This window comes from Streptomyces sp. NPDC048057, from assembly GCF_040653095.1.
Lineage (GTDB): Bacteria > Actinomycetota > Actinomycetes > Streptomycetales > Streptomycetaceae > Streptomyces.
Map to the genome: position 1 here is coordinate 12,206 of NZ_JBEZNF010000048.1, position 18,005 is coordinate 30,210.

Genomic DNA, 18,005 nt, shown 5'->3' on the forward strand with positions numbered 1-18,005 from the left:
TCCTGGCGAACACGTCCGGCGGACCCCTGACGGCGCGACCACCCTGTCGACACGTATCGACCAGTAACGGCCAGCGCGCCCCGCGATCGAGAAACGGCAAGACCCATGACGGTGACAGAGGACAGCTCCGTGTTCGGACCCGGGATCGACCCGGAGCGGCTGGCCGTCTGCCTGAGCGTGCTGGAAGAGCTGGACGCGTTGGAGGTCGACCACCCGGACGCGATCACGGTCCGCCGGGCGACCGCGGGCGTCTACCGCACGGTCAAGCAGCGCCGCCGTCAGGAGCGCCGGGCCGCGAAGACCGCGCACGACAAGGCCGTGACCGAGGCGACGGCCACCGGCTCCGCCCAGCGGATCGACGACGAGACGGAGGGGCTGCTGCCGTCCTCCACCAGCGTCGGGGACCTCGCGGGCATACTGCAGCGCCCGCGGTCCTGTTACGTCTGCAAGGCGCGCTACGTCGAGGTGGACGCCTTCTACCACCAGCTCTGCCGCGAGTGCGCCGACTTCAACCGGGGCCGGCGCGACGCCCGCACCGACCTGACCGGCCGCCGCGCCCTGCTCACCGGCGGACGCGCCAAGATCGGGATGTACATCGCGCTGCGGCTGCTGCGGGACGGCGCGCACACCACCATCACCACCCGTTTCCCCAACGACGCCATCCGCCGCTTCAAGGCGATGCCGGACAGCGACGAGTGGATCCACCGGCTGAAGGTCGTCGGCATCGACCTGCGCGACCCGGCGCAGGTCGTCGCGCTCGCCGACTCGGTCGCCGCCGAGGGGCCGCTGGACATCCTGATCAACAACGCCGCCCAGACCGTGCGCCGCTCCCCGGGGGCCTACCGGGAACTGGTCGCGGCCGAGTCCGCCCCGCTGCCCGCCGGCGAGCTGCCGTCGGCGCAGGTGATCGGCGCCTTCGGCAGCGGCGCCGTGGATTCGGTGGCGGCCCTGCCGAGCGCCGCGGGCCAGGGTCTGAGCGCGGCGGACGTCACCTCCCTCGCGCTGGTCTCCGGCTCCGCGACGCCGGCCCGCATCGAGGCCGGCACGGCGATCGACGCGGGCGGGCTGGTGCCCGACCTCGTCGACACCAACAGCTGGATCCAGACGGTCTCCGAGGTCGACCCGGTGGAGCTGCTGGAGGTCCAGCTCTGCAACTCCACCGCGCCGTTCATCCTGATCAGCCGGTTGCGGGCGGCGATGGCCGCGTCCTCGGCCCGCCGTCGGTACGTCGTGAACGTCTCCGCGATGGAGGGGGTGTTCAGCCGCGGCTACAAGGGCGCCGGCCACCCGCACACCAACATGGCGAAGGCCGCCCTGAACATGCTCACCCGCACCAGCGCCGAGGAGCTCTTCACCGCCGACCGCATCCTGATGACGGCGGTCGACACCGGCTGGATCACCGACGAGCGCCCGCACTTCGACAAGATGCGGCTGGCCGAGGAGGGCTTCCACGCCCCCCTCGACCTGGTGGACGGCGCGGCCCGGGTGTACGACCCGATCGTGCGCGGCGAGGCCGGCGAGGACCTGTACGGCTGCTTCCTGAAGGACTACGCGCCCGCCAAGTGGTGAGCCGGTCCGTCACCGTGTGACAGTTGGGGCACGGGCCCGTCAAGGTCCGACGTCCGCACCGATACGTGCGGCCTGAAATGACATGTTTACGGGCCCCATCGAGCAGACGCGCGCTCATGTGGTTACGCTGAGGCGTACGGGCGCCACCAAGAGGATCCACGAAAGCCCCTTGGCCGTCCTGGGACAGGTCTGCAACCAGGCTGCGGTCCCGCCCGAAAGCCGGCGCCACCGCGACCGAATCGCCCTGTCCCAGTTACGCGACACAGAGGAGTGCGCGGTGACACCAGACGTGAAGCAGCAGGAGAAGCACCCTCCGGAACGGACCCGAGAGCGCAGCGCACGTTCCAAGGAGCTCGGCAGCCTGGAAGTGTGGGCCCGCTCGGCCCCCATCCGGCTCGCCGGCTACGAGGACGACCTCGCCGAGCCGCACATCCTGCCCGGCATCGACTGAGCAACGGCCCGTGCCCCCTGCCCCCGCGGCAGGGGGCACGGGCCGTGTCAGCGCCGCAGCCGGGTCGGTGGGAAGAACTCCCGCTCCTGGTCCCGGTGCCACCAGGCCCCGGTGGCCCGCAACTCCCGCCACGTCGTGAAGCGGTAGCGCCAGATCCTGGCCCGCACGTAGGTGGGCGGGGCGTCGGGGAAGGGGTTGTGCCGCAGCAGCCGCAGGGTGTCCCGGTCGCCGTCGAGCAGCCGCTCGACGAAGGGGCCGAACCAGGACCCGGCGTACGCGGGGGAGAGCGCGGCGAACCACATCAGCCAGTCCAGCCGCAGGTGGTACGGGGCGAACTGGCGCGGCATCCGGCGGGGATCGGTCGGCTTGCCCTTGAACCCGTACTCCTTCCACACCGTGCCCGGGTGGATCACCGGCTCGTCCGTGCCCTCCACCACCACCTCCCGGCGCACCCGGCCCACCGTGCCGAAGGCGCCGTAGGAGTTCACCAGGTGGCAGGGGTCGTACGAGGTGTTCATGCGCTGCCCCCGGGAGAGCAGATTGCGGGCCGGGCGGTAGCTGCGGACCAGCACCAGCGCGGTGAGCGCGAGGACCAGGACGGCGTACCACGTCGGCGGGGCGGGCAGGTCGGGCGGCGCGGCGATGAGGGAGCCGTCGACGGCGGAGAGCGCGAGCACGATCGTCAGCCAGTTCAGCCAGGCGAAGTTGCCCGAGAGCACCAGCCACAGCTGGGTGCAGATGACCAGGGCCGCCGCGACGGTGGCGATCGGCTGCGGGGTGAAGAGCGCGAACGGCACCACGAGTTGGGCCACGTGGTTGGCGGCGACCTCCACCCGGTGCAGCGGACGCGGCAGCCGGTGGAAGAACCAACTCAGCGGATTCGGCATCGGCTGGGTCTCGTGGTGGTAGTACAGACAGGTCAGATCGCGCCAACAACGGTCGCCGCGCAACTTGATCAGCCCGGCGCCGAACTCCACCCGGAACAGCACCCACCGCAACAGGACGAGCACCAGGACCGGGGGAGCGGTGCGGTCGTTGCCGAGGAAGACCGCGAGGAAGCCGGTCTCCAGCAGCAGTGACTCCCAGCCGAAGCCGTACCAGGTCTGTCCCACATTGACGATCGACAGGTACAGCACCCACAGCGCCGCCCACCAGGCCATGGCCACCGCGAGCGGCAGCCCGTCCGCCGCGCCCGTCACCAGGGCCGCGGCTCCGGCCGCGCCCGCCCAGGCGCAGCCGGCGAAGAAGCGGTCGGAGTAGTGCAGATGGAAGACGCTCGGGGCGTGCCGGAACGGGACGCGGCGCAGCAGGGCGGGGGCGGGGAGCATGCCCTTCTCGCCGATCAGCGCCCGGAACTGGAGGGCGGCGCTGAGGAACGCCACCACGTAGACGGCGGCCAGGGCCCGCTGGAAGACCAGCCGGCTCAGCCAGTAGGCGTCGTCACCGAACCACTCCATCACGTCCAGTATCGAACGCCGAGGGCGTCGTCGTCAGCCGCCGCACCGTACGACCGAGCCGGCGGGCGTACGCCCGTTGGAACGGCGGCACCAGGGGGCCGGCGAGGCGGGTGTACCAGCGGGCCGGTCGGCTGAAGGCCAGCACGGTGAACCAGACCGATCCGTCGTCGCGGATGTCGACGACGAAGGACTCCTCACCGCACTCGGGGTGGCCGGTGAGCGTGCCGTACCCGAAACCGGTGCGCCGGCGGTCGTGCACGGTCCAGACGATCTCGCAGGGCGCGGTGAGCCGGACCGGTCCGAGGCCGATCGACACCGCGACCCGTACGCCCGGTTCCGCGCGCGGCGCCGGGGTCCGCAGTCGGACGCCCGAGTTCCGGTGCATCCGCCAGCTCATGACGGCGTCGGCGGCGCTCTCGTACGCCGCCCGGCCCCGGCCGATGCGGGTGGTGTGGTGCAGATGGTGGTAGCCGTCGGGCAGCGGCCCCAGTCGGGCCGCTCCGACCTGCGGGTACGTCAGCGTGCGCCGAATGGGCGCGGGCCTGACGGAGGGGGTGCGCCGACGGCTGCGCGACAGTCGGTCGCGTAGCCGCGCGACCAGGTTGACCAGCACGGACAACTCCACTGCCACCCCCGGGTCCCATCGAGCTGATCCCCCTGACGGCCGAGCCTATGTGCCGACTTGAACGTGTTCAAGTCGCGGGTGGTGCGGTGTCCGGCACACCGTGGGGGCAGGTCGAAGCCAGGTGAGCTACAGCGCGTGAAGAGGCGGGAGATGTTCGTGGGCCCCATTCGTCGTCGGTGGACCGCCCGTCGTCACCCGACCGACCGCGACCGGTGGTCCGCCCGCCGTCGATGGACGTCGGCCACCGCGCTCCTCGCCGTCGGCTCTCTCGGGCTCCTCGTGTCCGGCTGCGGCGGCGACGGCGCACCGGAGACGGACAGGGACGAGGAGGTCTTCCTCCAGCCCGCGACGGAACAGGGGCCCGATCCGTACACGGCGACGACCGCGCGGGCGCTGGCCGCGCCGGTGCCCGAGCCCGTCGTGCCGGCGGCCATCGGGAGCCAGAAGCCCACCCGCGGCCAGACCCTGCGCGTGCTCTCCGGTGCCACCCCCGGCCTGTACGGCGGCACGGAGTCGGTCGGCAGCTGCGACGTGCAGCAGCAGATCACCCTGCTGCGCGCCGACGGGAAGAAGGCGCGCGCTTTCGCGGACGGCGCCGACGTCTCGCAGAAGGACCTCGCCGGCTTCCTGCGCGACCTGACCCCCGTGGTGCTGCGCGCCGACACCCGGGTCACCAGCCGCGGCTTCCGGGACGGCAAGGCGACGGCCGCCCGGCAGGCGGTGCTCCAGGCCGGCACCGCCGTGCTGGTGGACCAGCGCGGCGCGCCGCGGGTGCGCTGTGCGTCCGGCACCCCGCTCGCCTCACCGGTGGCGGTCAAGGGCGGGGTGATCCAGAAGGGCACTCCGTGGCACGGCTACCGGCTGGACCGGGTGGTGGTCGTCAAGCCCACCACCCAGGACCTGGACAGCCTGGTGATCGTGGACGTCTCGCAGGACACCTGGATCGACCGGCGCACCGGCACGGACGGCGAGGACGACCGGCGCCCCGACGTGGTGCCGCCCGTGTCGCCCGACGACATCTACGCGTACCCCTCGGAGCCGAACCCGGAGCCGCAGGCCGAGGAGTCGGATCCGGGCGGTGCGCTGGTGCCGCCGGCCCAGGACGGCGCCGACGCCGAAGCCCTCAACGACCCGGTGGACCCGCTCGACCCCTTCGACGCCCCCGACTCCGTGGGCTCGGGCGACTCCGCGGACGCGCAGGACCCGCTGGACTCCCTCGACCCCTTCGACCTCGACCTCCTCGACGCCGGCGGCATGGACATCCCCTCTGACGAGGGCGTTCTCTTCCAGGGCGCCGATCAGGCCGGCCCCGGCGCGGGCGGGGTCGCCGCCTGAGACTCCGGACGTTCCCTAGGTCCTGTCTGGAGTTCCCCCGCGGCGTCGCGACGCCCGGCACCGCCGCCTCCGGCGTTGTCGTCACTCGCCGACACTCCGCGTCGGCTCCCTCCTCCGCCTTGGACTCGACGGCACCAGTCGCCGCTCCTTCTCCCGCGCTGGAACTCCAGACAGGACCTAGCGCTCCCGCAACCAGTCGAAGAATCCGACAAATGATGGCAGAGTGGCCGCATGGTTGATCGGGCAGCGGGGGCGCCGACGCTACCCGACGACTGGCCTGCCGGACCGGACACGAGCCTCACGCTGAACCGGATGGGCAGCTTCGACTGGGACCTGGCGAGCGGCCTGATGCACCTCGACGAACCCGCCCACCACGTGCTCGACATGCAGCCCGAGGAGTACGACGGACGGCGCGCCACCCTGATGGCCCGGATGCCCTCCGAGGACGCGGCCCGGCTCGACGCGCTGGTGGCCCAGGCGCTGAAGAACAGCAGCGAGAACTACGGCGCGTACTTCCGCATCCGCCGCCGCGACGGCGGCCTGCGCTGGACCCACTCCCAGGGCTGCGTGCGGCGCGACGCCGAAGGCCGCCCGGTGCGCGTCATCGGCATCGTCCGGGACGCCACGGTCGAACTCGCGGACGCCACGGCGCGCTTTGCGGCCGACAACGAGCGGCGCTGGCAGACCAGCGTGGTCGAGGCCACCACGGCGGCGCTGGCCCACGCCCGCACCGTCCAGGACGTCATCGACGTCCTCAAGGACGTCCACGGCCTGGAGATCTTCGGCGCCACCAGCCTGGTCATGGGCCTGTTGGAGCCCGGCGGCCGGATCCACCTGGTCGCCGAGGGGCCCGAGGAAGCCTTCGTCCCCGGCACCCGCTTCACCAGGGTGGACGAGCAGTACCCCATGAGCGAGGTGATCCGCACGCTGGCGCCCCGCTTCATCGAGGGCCCGCGGGACTTCGCCGACTCGTACCCGATCCTGTGGCCGCACATCGAGGACCTGGACATCGAGGCCGCCGCCTATCTGCCGCTGATCGCCCAGGGACGGCCGATCGGCGCCTTCGGCCTGCTCTACAACGACCGCAGCGGCTTCACCCCGGCGGAGCGCAACGTGCTGATCGCGCTCGGCAGCACCATCGCGCAGAGCGTGCAGCGGGCGGTGCTCTACGACCAGGAGCACGACCTCGCCGAAGGGCTCCAGCAGGCCATGCTGCCGCGCCGGATCCCGGACGTGCCCGGTGCGCAGATCGCCGTCCGCTACCGGTCGGCGCGCATCGGCCGGGACATCGGCGGCGACTGGTACGACGTCATCCCGCTGCCCGGTGGACGCGTCGGCGCCGTCATCGGGGACGTCCAGGGCCACGACACGGACGCGGCGGCGGTGATGGGGCAGCTGCGGATCGTGCTGCGCGCCTACGCCGCCGAGGGCCACGCGCCCGCGACCGTGATGGCCCGCGCGTCGGCCTTCCTGCACGAACTGGACACCGACCGCTTCGCCACCTGTCTGTACGCGGAGGCGGACCTGTCCAGCGGAGTCGTCCAGGTCGTGCGCGCCGGACACGTGGACCCGCTGCTGCGCGACACCGACGGGAGCTGCCGGCGGATCCCGGTGGACGGCGGGATGCCGCTCGGGCTGTCGGCCGAGTTCGGCCGGCTGGACTACCCCGTCACGACCGTGGAACTGGACCCGGGGCAGGCCCTGCTGCTGTACACCGACGGCCTGGTGGAGCTGCCGGGCGCCGACCTCGACGACGGCATGCAGCAGCTCACCGCGCTGGTGCGCAACGGCCCCCGCGACATCCAGGAACTCGCCGACCGCCTGTGCGAGGTCGTCGACGAACGCGGCGGTGACGACGACGTCGCCCTCCTGCTGCTGCGTCGACGTGGTGCGCTGACCCCGCAGTCCGGCGGCCGGCTCCAGCAGTACGTCGCCCAGAACGACCCCCAGGCGCTGCGCTCGGCCCGTCGGATGGTGCGCTCGGCGGCCGAGGCGTGGGGCGGCCGGGCGCGCGCCGGGGAGATCGAGCTGGTCGCGGACGAGCTGACCACCAACGCCCTGATGCACACCGACGGCGGGGCCAGCGTCACCGTACGGATCCTGTCCGGGTCGCAGCGCCGGCTGCGGGTGGAGGTCGAAGACCTCTCCAGCGCGCTGCCGCGGCGCCGGGACGCGGGGGAGTCCGGGGTCTCGGGTCGGGGCCTGCTGCTGGTGGACCGGCTGACGGACGCCTGGGGCGTGGACTCACGGGGCAGCGGAAAGAGCGTGTGGTGCGAGTTCGCCGTGCCGAACCGGTGACGCGGCACCCCGACGCGCTTCGGGGGCGACGGCCGGACGTAACGGGTCCGTGACAGCGAAGCGTGTCCGGCAACTGTGTTAACTGTCCGTGAAACGATCGCACTTGAACGTGACTGATCGTGAGGATTGGCTGTAGTGAGAGGAACCAGAGGACCGGAGGTACAGACGTGAGGACACCGTGACCAGCGAGCCCCTCGCCCCCCTCGACCTGGCGTTCTGGCGCATGGAGTCCGTCGGCCACCCGATACACCTCGGCGCGCTCGCCCTCTTCGCCCCCGCCGACGACGCACCACCCGTCGACGACGACCTCCTCGACCTGCTCGCGAGCCGCACCAGCGCGATCCGCCGGCTGCGCAGGAGGGTGCACGACGTTCTGCTGCCCCTCGGCGGGGCGGCCTGGTCCGTCGACAAGGACTTCGACGTCACCCGCCACCTCCATCGGATCCGGCTGCCCGCCGAGGACTTCGCGGCCGGCGCCACCGCGCTCGCCGGCGGACTGATGGAACGCCCCCTGGAGCGCGGCCTGCCGCCCTGGGAGATGTATCTGATCACCGGCGCGGCCGGCGGCGGCTTCGCCGTCCTCGTCAAGCTGCACCACGCCCTCGCGGACGGGATGCGCGCGGTCGCCATCGGCTCCGGCATCTTCGACGAGGTCGCGGATCCGCGGGGAGTGCGGGCGCGGGCCCGGGCGCGGATGCGCCGGGCGCCGCAGCCGCCCGAGCGCCCCTGGTTCCGCGACCCCGGCCGGCTCGTCGGCACCGCCCGCGACCGCATCGACGACCTGCACCTGGCCGTCGGCGTCGGCGCCTCCCTCGTCCGCGCCAGCCGGCTCGACCCGCGGGGGCTGCCCTCGCTGTCGGCCGCCGCCAGCGGCACGCGGCGCCTCGGCACCGCCGTCCTCGACCTGGAGGAGGTGCGGCTGGTGCGCAAGGCGGTCGGCGGCACCTCCAACGACGTGCTGCTCGCCACGGTCGCCGGGGGACTGCGCCGCTGGCTCGTCGAGCGCGGCGAGAGCCCGCCGCCGGACGGGCCGCGCGCCCTGGTCCCCGTATCGAGACGGCGGCCGGGTGCCCCGCTCGGCCCCGGCAACGAGCTCTCGGCGTACCTTCTCGACCTGCCCGTCGGGGAGCCCGATCCGGGCCTGCGGCTCACCGCCGTGCGCACCGCGATGGACCGCAACAAGGAGGCCGGGCCGCTGCGCGGCGCGGGGGCGCTCGCGGTCATCGCCGACCAACTGCCCCCGGTCGCACACCGCTTCGGGGCGCCGCTGGCGGGCGGCGCCGCGCGGATGCTCTTCGACCTGCTGGTGACCAGCGTGCCGCTGCCCCGTACGGAACTCTCCCTCGGCGGCTGCCCGCTGCACTCCCTCTATCCGATGGCGCCCCTGGCGCGCGGCCAGTCGCTGGCGGTGGCGCTGACGCAGTACGGCGGACAGGTCCACGTGGGGCTGGTGGTCGACGGCAAGGCCGTGCCCGACGTGGACCGGATCGCGGTGGGCATGCGGGAGGAGCTGACGGAGCTGGCCGCGATCGACGGAGGTCGGGAGACATCGGACTGATGGCCGGCAGGTACCGGAATTCGGCCGCTTCCTCGCCGTCGACAGGGGAAGTGATCCGATGAACATGCGGCTGGGCGGGTGAGCACCCGGAGCAACCGACCGTCGTTCGGCGGGTCCACGGCGAGGGGACGCGGCACGGTGCGACAGCGCACGCCCGGCGAACCGCTGTGCGCACGCTGGTCGTGGCCCGTGCCCTCACCGAGCACCTCAGCCTCCCTGAGCGGAACGAGGTCTTCACCCTGACCGCGCAGCGTGTCCACGGGCTGGGCACCCCGTGAACCTGCGGCTTCCCGCCCGCTGCGGCACCCTGGACGCATGCCGGAACTGCCCGAAGTGGAATCCCTGAGAGAGTTCCTCGACACCCATCTGACGGGACAGGAGATCGCCCGCGTCCTCCCGCTGAACATCAGCGTCCTGAAGACGTACGACCCGCCGCTCACCGCCGTCGAGGGTGCCACCGTCACCGCCGTGCAGCGGCACGGCAAGTGGCTGGACATCACCGCGGGCGGGCTGCACCTGGTGATCCACCTGGCCCGCGCGGGCTGGCTGCGCTGGAGCGACGAGTTCCCGGCCGCGCCGCCGCGCCCGGGCAAGGGGCCGCTCGCCCTGCGCACCGTCCTCGCCTCCGGCGCCGGCTTCGACCTCACCGAGGCGGGCACCACGAAACGGCTCGCCGTCCACCTCGTCCGGGACGTGGCGCAGGTCCCCGGGGTGGCCCGGCTCGGCCCCGACCCGCTGGCCGCGGACTTCGACCGGGACGCCTTCGCGGCGCTGCTCGCCGACGAGCGCCGCCAGATCAAGGGCGCCCTGCGCGACCAGGGCCTGATCGCCGGGATCGGCAACGCGTACAGCGACGAGATCCTGCACGCGGCGAAGATGTCGCCGTTCAAACCGGTGCAGAACCTCGACGAGGAGGAGGTCACCGCGGTGTACGAGGCGCTGCGCAGCACCCTCGGGGAGGCGCTGGAACGCTCGCGGGGCGTGGCGGCCGGGCGGCTGAAGGCGGAGAAGAAGAGCGGGCTGCGGGTGCACGGACGGACGGGGCAGCCGTGCCCGGTGTGCGGGGACACCATCCGCGAGGTGTCGTTCAGCGACTCGTCCCTCCAGTACTGCCCGACCTGCCAGACCGGCGGCAAGCCCCTCGCCGACCGCCGGATGTCGCGCCTGCTGAAGTAGCCGGCGCCGTCCCGTCCGCCCGTCCTCAGCTCCGCAGGGTCACCAGGAGACGTCCCGTGCCGTCCTCCCGGACCTCCCAGCGGTCGATCTCCCAGGACGGGACGTTCGTACCGCCCTGGACCTCCAGCGCGGCGCCGCCGTCCGGCGCCCCCGTGCCGTGGCCCTGCGGCGGCACCCGCCAGCTCAGCACGGGGTGTTCGACGCCGTCGCGGCCGACCGCGACCAGCCGACACGCCGCCGGCCCGCGCAGTCCGGCGAGCCGTAACTCCACCTCCGTACCCCAGCCGCGGTCGGTCACCGCCGCCCACGCCGTGACGCCCGTGCCGGCGTCGACGGCCGTGAGCCGCTCCCCGGCCGCACTGCGCGGCGCCGGGGCCGGCTTCCCGGGCGGTCGGGCCGCGTACGCCCCCACGAGCACCGCGAACGCCAGCGCGAGCACCGCCACCACGACCTTGCGCCGACGCATGCGGGCTCGCCGCCGCGCCCGCCCGACCTCCTGGACCAGCCGGCGCCGCGACGGCGGCGGCATGGCGGTGTCGACGCCGGCCGGGCCGAGCGCCGCGAGTTCCCGCAGCGCTCCGACGGTCGCGGCGAACCCGGACAGCTTGACCCGACAGGGACCGCACCTCGCAAGGTGGTCCTCGAAACGGTGGGCGTCCGCGGGTTCCAGGACGCCCAGCGCATAGGCCGCCACGTCCTCGTGCCGCTGCGGGATGATCACGACGTCTTCGCTTCCTCTCAGGGTCGGTGCACACGGATGTCCGGCGCCGCACATCGCCGGGTGTGCCACTGCGTCCCGCCCCGCGTGGCATGGATGTATACGTACCGGAAACCGAAAGCGCTCAAGTCGACACGGAAGCCCCCCTTCTTCCGCGATTCCTTCACCCCGCGCCGCCCGCACAGCCGTGTTCCCGGCCGGCCGGGAACACGGAGTCCGTGGGGCCCTTCTGCCTCGGCAAGCGCGGTTTCGCCGTACGGCGGGCTGTCGTCACTGCGTCTGCGGCCCGGTGGTGGGCCTGTCGCGCAGTTCCGCCCCCAACGCCCAGAGGGCGTGTGTGTGGTGGGGGGACACCCCCAGCGCCCCTGATTCGCTCGGCCCGTCAGTCATCCAAGGGCTGGCGGCAGAGGATTCCAGGGGCGCGGGGAACTACGTGACGAGCCCACCACCGGCCGGTGGAGACCAACGCTCCCGCAGGGAAACGGCGGCCCTGTCCCCACGCAACAGACGCATCCGCGCCGTGGCCGGGCGCCGCCGCCCCGCCTACACTCCGCACCATGCTGCGCGCACTGGCCGTCGACGACGAGGAACCCGCCCTGGCGGAACTGCTCTACCTGCTGCGCTCCGACCCGCGGATCACCCGCGCCGAAGGGGCCACCGACGCCACCGACGCCCTGCGCCGCATCACCCGCGCCCTCGACGCCGGAGCCGACGGCGACGACGGCATCGACGTCGTCTTCCTCGACATCCACATGGCCGGGCTCACCGGACTCGACGTGGCCAAGCTGCTCGCCCGCTTCGCCCGCCCGCCGCTGATCGTCTTCGTCACCGCGCACGAGGGCTTCGCCGTCCAGGCGTTCGACCTGAAGGCGGTGGACTACGTCCTGAAGCCGGTGCGCCGCGAGCGGCTGGCGGAAGCCGTACGACGGGTGCGCGACCAGGTCGCCACCGCCCGCGAACCGCGCAAGACCGACCTTCCGCAGGGCCCCGCCGCCGCGCCCGCACCGGGCCCCGTCCAGAGCAGCGCCGGCCAGATCGCCGTCGAACTCGGCGGTGTCACCCGCTTCGTCCCGATCGACTCCATCGCCTACGTCGAAGCCCAGGGCGACTACGCCCGGCTGCACACCGCCGACGGCAGCCACCTGGTCCGCATCCCGCTGTCCACCCTGGAGGAGCGCTGGGCCTCGCGCGGCTTCGTCCGCATCCACCGCAGTCACCTCGTCGCCCTGGACCGGATCGACGAGCTGCGCCTGGACGGCGGCGCCACCACGGTGCGGGTCGGCTCGGCGGAGCTGGCCGTCAGCCGCCGGCACGCCCGCCAACTCAGGGAGTTGCTGGTGCGCAGGGCCCACGGCTGACCCGCCGCCGTGAGGGGCCGCCGTTCGCCGGGCGCCGTCGACCGTTCGTCGTCCCGTACGCCCGTCCGGCGATCCGCCGGCCCCGCCCACCGAGCGAGGGCGCCCGGGGGCCCGCCGCGCGCCCCGACCCCGCCTAGCCTTGATCGCAGAGCGAAGGGGTCTGATGTCCGACATCGAAGCACTGCTCAAGGAGTTGCGGGGCCTGCCGGACGCCCCGGCCGTCAGTTCCCAAGAGGTCCACGCACGGCTCACCGCCGTCAAGAGCGCCGCCGGGCGCTGGGCCGACGTGCTGTACGGGATCCAGGAGTCGGCCCGCGGATTCGTCGGCCCGCGCGCCGAGGCCGCACTCGAAGTCGCCTTCCGCAGGGCCGAGGAGTCCTACGTCGAACTGGAGATCGCGCTGCGGGACCTGAACGACACGGGCCCGTGCCAGCGCCGATGACGCCCGCCGGTCGTGCCGACCGGGCCCTCCTCGACGTCTACCGTCGCTAGTCCCACCTGCGTAGACTCCGTGGCCCCACGCCCGACCGAGCCCGTGGCGGCTCACCGACGACGCGAGAGAGCGGACGACGATGTCTGCAGAGCAGCGGCCCCGCCGTGAGGTGGTCACCGGAGTGCCCCGGGGCACCCGCCGCGCGCCCGGGCACGCGCCCGCCCGGTCCGAGATCACCGAACAGACCACCCTCGGCGCCACGTACGTCCGCTCCCTGATGCGCAGCCAACTGCGCTCCGCGCTCTACGCCCTGGGCACCCTCGCCCTGCTCGTCGGCACCCTGCCGCTGCTCTTCGCGCTCCCGGCCGCCTTCGACGGCCACGCGCTGTCCCCCCAGCCCTTCGTGTGGGCCGCGCTCGGCGTCGCCGTGCACCCCGTGATGTGGCTGACCGCCCGCTGGTACGTGCGCCGGGCCGAGCGCAACGAACGGGACTTCACCCGGCTCGTGGAAGGCCGCTGACCGTGACCGCGCGCCTGCCGGCCCCCGCCGATCCCGACATACCCCGCCCGCCCCACAGGTCCCTTGCCCACCGCCCGGACGGGGCCCGGTGAACCAGACGTACGCGGTGACGGCCGTGACCGTCGTCGTCCTCGCCACCCTCCTCATCGGCGGGCTCGGGCTGCGGATCTCCCGCACCACCTCGGACTTCTACGTCGCCTCCCGCACCGTCGGCCCGCGCCTGAACGCCGCCGCCATCAGCGGCGAGTACCTCTCCGCCGCGTCCTTCCTCGGCATCGCGGGCCTGGTGCTCCTCCAGGGCCCGGACATGCTCTGGTACCCGGTCGGCTACACCGCGGGGTACCTGGTGCTGCTGGTCCTGGTCGCCGCTCCGCTGCGGCGCTCCGGCGCGTACACCCTCTCCGACTTCGCCGAGGCCCGGCTGGAGTCCGCCGCGGTGCGCCGCCTGGCCTCGCTCTTCGTCGTCGGCATCGGCTGGCTCTACCTGCTGCCGCAACTCCAGGGCGCCGGGCTGACGCTGGAGATCCTCACCGGGGCCCCCGGCTGGGTCGGCGGAGTGGTGGTCGCCGTCGTCGTCACCGGTGCGGTCGCGGCGGGCGGCATGCGGAGCATCACCTTCGTCCAGGCGTTCCAGTACTGGCTGAAACTGACCGCGCTGCTCGTGCCCGCGCTGTTCCTGATCGGGGCGTGGGCCTCCGCGGACGCGCCCCGCGCCCGCTTCGACGCCCCCGCCGTGCTGCGCGAGCACACCACCGTGAAGGTCGCCGACACCGTACGGATCGAACTGGCCGGGCCGCTGCTCCTCACCGTCGACGGGACCGTCGACGGCACCGCGTACGCCGACGAGCGCGTCACCCTGGACGAGGGCGCGCACCGGGTCGGCGCGGGGACGAGCCTGACCCTGCCCCGCGGCGCCGAAGTCCCCGAGCGGACCACCTCCGGCTCCGACCCGGCGAGTTGGTCGCAGCCCCTGTCCGGCGGTCGCGACGGCTACCACCTGTACGCCACCTACGGGCTGATCCTCGCCACCTTCCTCGGCACCATGGGCCTGCCGCACGTCGCCGTCCGCTTCTACACCAGCCCCGACGGGCGCGCCGCCCGCCGCACCACCCTCGTCGTCCTCGGACTCATCGGCGCCTTCTACCTGCTGCCGCCCGTCTACGGCGCGCTCGGCCGGATCTACGCGCCCGAACTCGCCCTCACCGGCCAGGCGGACGCCGCCGTGCTCGTCCTGCCGGAACGGGTCGTCGGCGGGGTCGCGGGGGACCTGCTCGGCGCGCTGCTCGCCGGCGGCGCCTTCGCCGCCTTCCTGTCCACCGCCTCCGGGCTGACGATGTCGGTCGCCGGGGTGATCTCCCAGGACGTCCTGCCCTCGCGGGGGGTGCGCTACTTCCGGCTCGCCACCGTCCTCGCGATGGTCGTGCCCCTGGCGGTGAGCGTGGTGGCCACCAACGTGCCCGTCGCCGACGCCGTCGGACTGGCCTTCGCCGTCTCCGCGTCCTCGTTCTGCCCGCTGCTCGTCCTCGGCATCTGGTGGCGCCGGCTCACCCCGCCCGGTGCCGCCGCCGGCCTCGTCGTCGGCGGCGGCTCGGCGCTCACTGCCGTGATGGCCACCCGCGCCGGGCTCCCGCCCGAGGGCTGGGCCCACACCCTGATGGCCTGGCCCGCCGTCTGGTCCGTGCCGCTGGGCTTCCTCACCATGGTCCTGGTGTCGCTCGCCACCGCGCGCCACGTGCCCGCCGACACCACCGCGATCCTCGCCCGGCTGCACCTGCCGGAGGACCTGGCCGGTGGACGGCCGCAGCCGCACCCCGAAGCGCCGCACGCGTCCGAAGGCCCCGCCGGAGCAGAGGGAGACGGGCGATGACCGGTACGGGACTGGCGGCGCTGGCCGCCGCCGGGGTCGTCCTCCTGGTCGCGGGCGTCGCCCTGGGCCGGCTGACCGCCCGCCGGCGCCCCACCGCCGACCTCGACCTCGGCACCCCCGTGGAGCGCGCCACCTTCCACACCCTGCACACCGCCTCCCTCGCCGCGCCCCCGCTGCGGGCCGGGCTCACCGAGGACACCGCGCGCAAGGCGGCCCGTCGACTGCGCTCCCTGCTCGGCACGGAAGCACTGTGCCTGACCGACCGGGAGAAGGTGCTGGCCTGGGACGGGCCGGGCGGAAACCACCACGAGCAGCGGGTGATGGCCCGCGTCGGCGCGGTGCTGGACTCGGGCCGCAGCCAGAGCATCGAGACCCGGTGCGAGGACCTGGAGTGCCCCCTGCGGTGGGCCGTGATCGCCCCGCTCACCGGCGACCAGGGGGTGCTCGGAGCGCTGGTGGCGTACGGCTCCCGGGAGTCGGCCGTCCTGGTGCGGGCGGCGACCGAAGTGGCGCGCTGGGTGTCCGTACAGCTGGAGCTGGCGGAGCTGGACCGCTCCCGCACCCGGCTGATCGAGGCCGAGATCCGGGCCCTGCGCGCCCAGATCTCCCCGCACTTCATCTTCAACTCGCTCGCCGCGATCGCCTCGTTCGTCCGCACCGACCCCGAGCGGGCCCGGGAACTGCTGCTGGAGTTCGCCGACTTCACCCGCTACTCGTTCCGGCGGCACGGCGAGTTCACCACCCTCGCCGACGAACTGCGCTCCATCGAGCAGTACCTCGCCCTCGCCGGGGCGCGCTTCGGCCGGCGGCTGAAGGTGACCCTCCAGGTCGCGCCGGAGGTGCTGCCGGTGGCGCTGCCCTTCCTCTGCCTCCAGCCGCTCGTGGAGAACGCGGTCAAGCACGGCCTGGAGGACTCCACGGGCCAGCGGCGGATCACGATCGCGGCGCAGGACGCGGGCGCGGAGGCGGTGGTGACCATCGAGGACGACGGCGTCGGCATGGACCCGGGCGAACTGCGCCGCATCCTGGCGGGGGAGCGCAACGGATCGTCCGGCATCGGCCTGTCGAACGTGGACGAGCGGCTGCGCCAGGTGTACGGGGACGACCACGGGCTGGTCATCGAGACCGGGGTCGGCGCCGGGATGAAGATCACGGTGCGGGTGCCCAAGTACCGGGCCGGGGTGCACTCGTCACCCGGCCGCAGGGCGGTGTGACCGCGCGCCGTCGGCACCGGGTCCGGCGGGCGGACCGCCCGTGCGCGCGGAGCGTGGGGGAGCGGGGAACGTCGGGGAGACGCGGGGGAGGTCGCGCGGTCAGAACAGGTGGATCGCCAGATGGCTGAGCGGCAGCCCGAGCTGCCAGGCCGGGGTCCACGACCGGGTGTCCTCGTCCACGGTCCGCGGTGGCGCGTCCGTGGCGCGCCGGGGTCCTTCGTCGCCGAGGTCGGTGGCGAGCAGCTCGGTCTGCCGCAGCCAACGCCAGGACTCCCGGGCCAGCACGAGGTCGGGCCCCGCTGGCCCACCGGCCTCGCGCGCGCGTTCCTCGCGCGCCGCCAACTGCTCGTCCACCCACGCGGCCCAGGGGTGGTCGTACGAGGTGAGGTTCAGCCACTCCTCGATCCGCGCCACCGCCTGCACCCCGGCCACCTCGTCGGCGCCGTCGCACAGGTACACCGTGAGCGCCAGCGTCCGGCGACCGGCACGGTACTCCAACGTGCCGGCGTCGACGAGGTCGCCGGTGCGCAACACCTCGTCCGCGATGTACTCGGCGCATAGCCACGCCATCGGGATGGCCAGCGCTTCTCCGCTGGTGCCGTTCGTACGTTCGGGCTGCACCCTTCCCACCTTCTTCCGGGCGACCTTCTCTTGACTCGGAGACGAGCCTCCTCCGAGTAGCACGGCTGGGGACGGGTCTTTACTCAATTCACCCGTGAGGTTCCGCACTCTGCGGTCCCGCGCCGTGGCCCCGGGGAGAGGCGGTGCCAGCGGGGCGCAGGGTGCCCACGGGCCGGATCGGGAGGTGGGGAGGGGCGGGACGCAGCGGCACGGCCGGGACCCGGGGCGGGGAGCCGGCCGCCCGGGTCAGGCCGCCGTGCGGCCGGGGCGCGCATAGCCGGGTAGACAGCGGGCGAGGGCGCGCAGCGCATAGTGCGTACGCGACTTGACCGTGCCCGGGGGGATGCCCAGGGACTCGGCGGCTTCGTTGACGCTGAGTCCCTGGAAGTAGAGCCGGTCCAGGACGGCGCGGTGGTCGTCGCTGAGGGTGCCGACGGCGGCGCGGACGTCGAGTTGCGCCACGGCGGTCTCGGTGACGTCGCAGGGGTCCGGGGTGGTGGCGAGCACGCCGTCGCCGATCTCGGCGGGCCGGGCGAGCCGGGAGCGGCGGGCGTCGATCGCCAGCCGGCGGCCCACGGTGAACAGCCACGGGCGCATGGACTCGTAGGGGCCCTCGAACGCCTCGGGGTGCTGCCAGGCCCGTACCAGGGTCTCCTGGAGCAGGTCCTCGGCCCGCTGCTGGTCTCCGTAGGTCAGGCCCTGGAGGAAGCTGAGCAGCGCCGGTCCGTGCTGGCGGTGCAGATCGACGATGGTCCCCTCGTCGGCGGTCGAGGGAGCGGTCGCGGTCGCCGTCGTCATGGCCAAC

16 protein-coding genes are annotated in these 18,005 nt (G+C 73.6%); 11 read left to right on the forward strand and 5 right to left on the reverse strand.

Translation table 11 applies throughout. From position 1 onward, the window contains the following. Positions 1–105: 105 nt before the first annotated feature. Together AB0E05_RS34595 and AB0E05_RS34600 are read left to right on the forward strand one after the other, a co-directional pair. A complete protein-coding gene (locus AB0E05_RS34595) occupies positions 106–1,569 on the forward strand; it encodes an SDR family NAD(P)-dependent oxidoreductase (protein ID WP_361971214.1) in 1,464 nt (487 codons plus the stop codon). 277 nt (positions 1,570–1,846) lie between these two features. Continuing rightward, positions 1,847–2,020, forward strand: a complete 174-nt coding sequence (locus tag AB0E05_RS34600) for a hypothetical protein (RefSeq protein ID WP_361971215.1) — start codon at positions 1,847–1,849, stop codon at positions 2,018–2,020. A 47-nt stretch (positions 2,021–2,067) separates the two neighbouring features. On the opposite strand, the gene AB0E05_RS34605 is transcribed toward AB0E05_RS34600, so the two are convergent. Then, positions 2,068–3,477 carry a lipase maturation factor family protein gene (locus AB0E05_RS34605; protein ID WP_361971216.1) on the reverse strand — a complete coding sequence of 470 codons (1,410 nt, stop codon included), beginning with the start codon at positions 3,475–3,477 and terminating at the stop codon, positions 2,068–2,070. Continuing rightward, on the reverse strand, positions 3,461–4,009 hold the full coding sequence (locus AB0E05_RS34610; RefSeq protein ID WP_361971265.1) for a DUF1990 domain-containing protein: 549 nt from the start codon (positions 4,007–4,009) through the stop codon (positions 3,461–3,463). Before AB0E05_RS34610 ends, AB0E05_RS34605 begins: the two co-directional genes overlap by 17 nt. Positions 4,010–4,237: 228 nt before the next feature. Here AB0E05_RS34610 and AB0E05_RS34615 point away from each other — a divergent pair, with 228 nt between their 5' ends. From AB0E05_RS34615 to AB0E05_RS34630, 4 genes are all read left to right on the forward strand, one after another. Further along, on the forward strand, positions 4,238–5,437 hold the full coding sequence (locus AB0E05_RS34615) for a DUF6777 domain-containing protein (RefSeq protein WP_361971218.1): 1,200 nt from the start codon (positions 4,238–4,240) through the stop codon (positions 5,435–5,437). 231 nt (positions 5,438–5,668) lie between these two features. After that, positions 5,669–7,735 (forward strand): SpoIIE family protein phosphatase, encoded by a 2,067-nt coding sequence (locus tag AB0E05_RS34620; RefSeq protein ID WP_361971219.1) that lies wholly within the window; start codon positions 5,669–5,671, stop codon positions 7,733–7,735. Positions 7,736–7,913: 178 nt separating this feature from the next. Beyond that, complete coding sequence (locus tag AB0E05_RS34625; RefSeq protein ID WP_361971221.1) at positions 7,914–9,293, forward strand: wax ester/triacylglycerol synthase family O-acyltransferase; 1,380 nt, start codon at positions 7,914–7,916, stop codon at positions 9,291–9,293. 315 nt (positions 9,294–9,608) lie between these two features. After that, the gene (locus AB0E05_RS34630; protein ID WP_361971223.1) at positions 9,609–10,469 is read left to right on the forward strand and encodes a DNA-formamidopyrimidine glycosylase family protein; all 861 of its coding nucleotides are present in this window, start codon (positions 9,609–9,611) and stop codon (positions 10,467–10,469) included. 25 nt (positions 10,470–10,494) lie between these two features. On the opposite strand, the gene AB0E05_RS34635 is transcribed toward AB0E05_RS34630, so the two are convergent. Next, positions 10,495–11,190 carry a zf-HC2 domain-containing protein gene (locus tag AB0E05_RS34635; RefSeq protein WP_361971225.1) on the reverse strand — a complete coding sequence of 232 codons (696 nt, stop codon included), beginning with the start codon at positions 11,188–11,190 and terminating at the stop codon, positions 10,495–10,497. A 554-nt stretch (positions 11,191–11,744) separates the two neighbouring features. Here AB0E05_RS34635 and AB0E05_RS34640 point away from each other — a divergent pair. The 5 genes from AB0E05_RS34640 to AB0E05_RS34660 all read left to right on the forward strand — a co-directional run bounded on the left by AB0E05_RS34640 (position 11,745) and on the right by AB0E05_RS34660 (position 16,579). After that, positions 11,745–12,545 (forward strand): LytTR family DNA-binding domain-containing protein, encoded by an 801-nt coding sequence (locus AB0E05_RS34640; protein WP_361971227.1) that lies wholly within the window; start codon positions 11,745–11,747, stop codon positions 12,543–12,545. Positions 12,546–12,708: 163 nt separating this feature from the next. Beyond that, positions 12,709–12,987 carry a hypothetical protein gene (locus tag AB0E05_RS34645; RefSeq protein WP_361971229.1) on the forward strand — a complete coding sequence of 93 codons (279 nt, stop codon included), beginning with the start codon at positions 12,709–12,711 and terminating at the stop codon, positions 12,985–12,987. A 130-nt stretch (positions 12,988–13,117) separates the two neighbouring features. Continuing rightward, a complete protein-coding gene (locus tag AB0E05_RS34650; RefSeq protein ID WP_361971231.1) occupies positions 13,118–13,498 on the forward strand; it encodes a hypothetical protein in 381 nt (126 codons plus the stop codon). Positions 13,499–13,586: 88 nt separating this feature from the next. Then, the gene (locus AB0E05_RS34655; RefSeq protein WP_361971233.1) at positions 13,587–15,365 is read left to right on the forward strand and encodes a cation acetate symporter; all 1,779 of its coding nucleotides are present in this window, start codon (positions 13,587–13,589) and stop codon (positions 15,363–15,365) included. After that, the gene (locus AB0E05_RS34660; RefSeq protein WP_361971235.1) at positions 15,362–16,579 is read left to right on the forward strand and encodes a histidine kinase; all 1,218 of its coding nucleotides are present in this window, start codon (positions 15,362–15,364) and stop codon (positions 16,577–16,579) included. The genes AB0E05_RS34655 and AB0E05_RS34660 overlap by 4 nt, the downstream gene beginning before the upstream one ends. A 99-nt stretch (positions 16,580–16,678) precedes the next feature. On the opposite strand, the gene AB0E05_RS34665 is transcribed toward AB0E05_RS34660, so the two are convergent. Then, on the reverse strand, positions 16,679–17,200 hold the full coding sequence (locus tag AB0E05_RS34665; protein WP_361971237.1) for a hypothetical protein: 522 nt from the start codon (positions 17,198–17,200) through the stop codon (positions 16,679–16,681). A 246-nt stretch (positions 17,201–17,446) separates the two neighbouring features. Next, a complete protein-coding gene (locus AB0E05_RS34670) occupies positions 17,447–17,998 on the reverse strand; it encodes a sigma-70 family RNA polymerase sigma factor (protein WP_361971238.1) in 552 nt (183 codons plus the stop codon). Between the last annotated feature and the right edge of the window lie 7 nt (positions 17,999–18,005).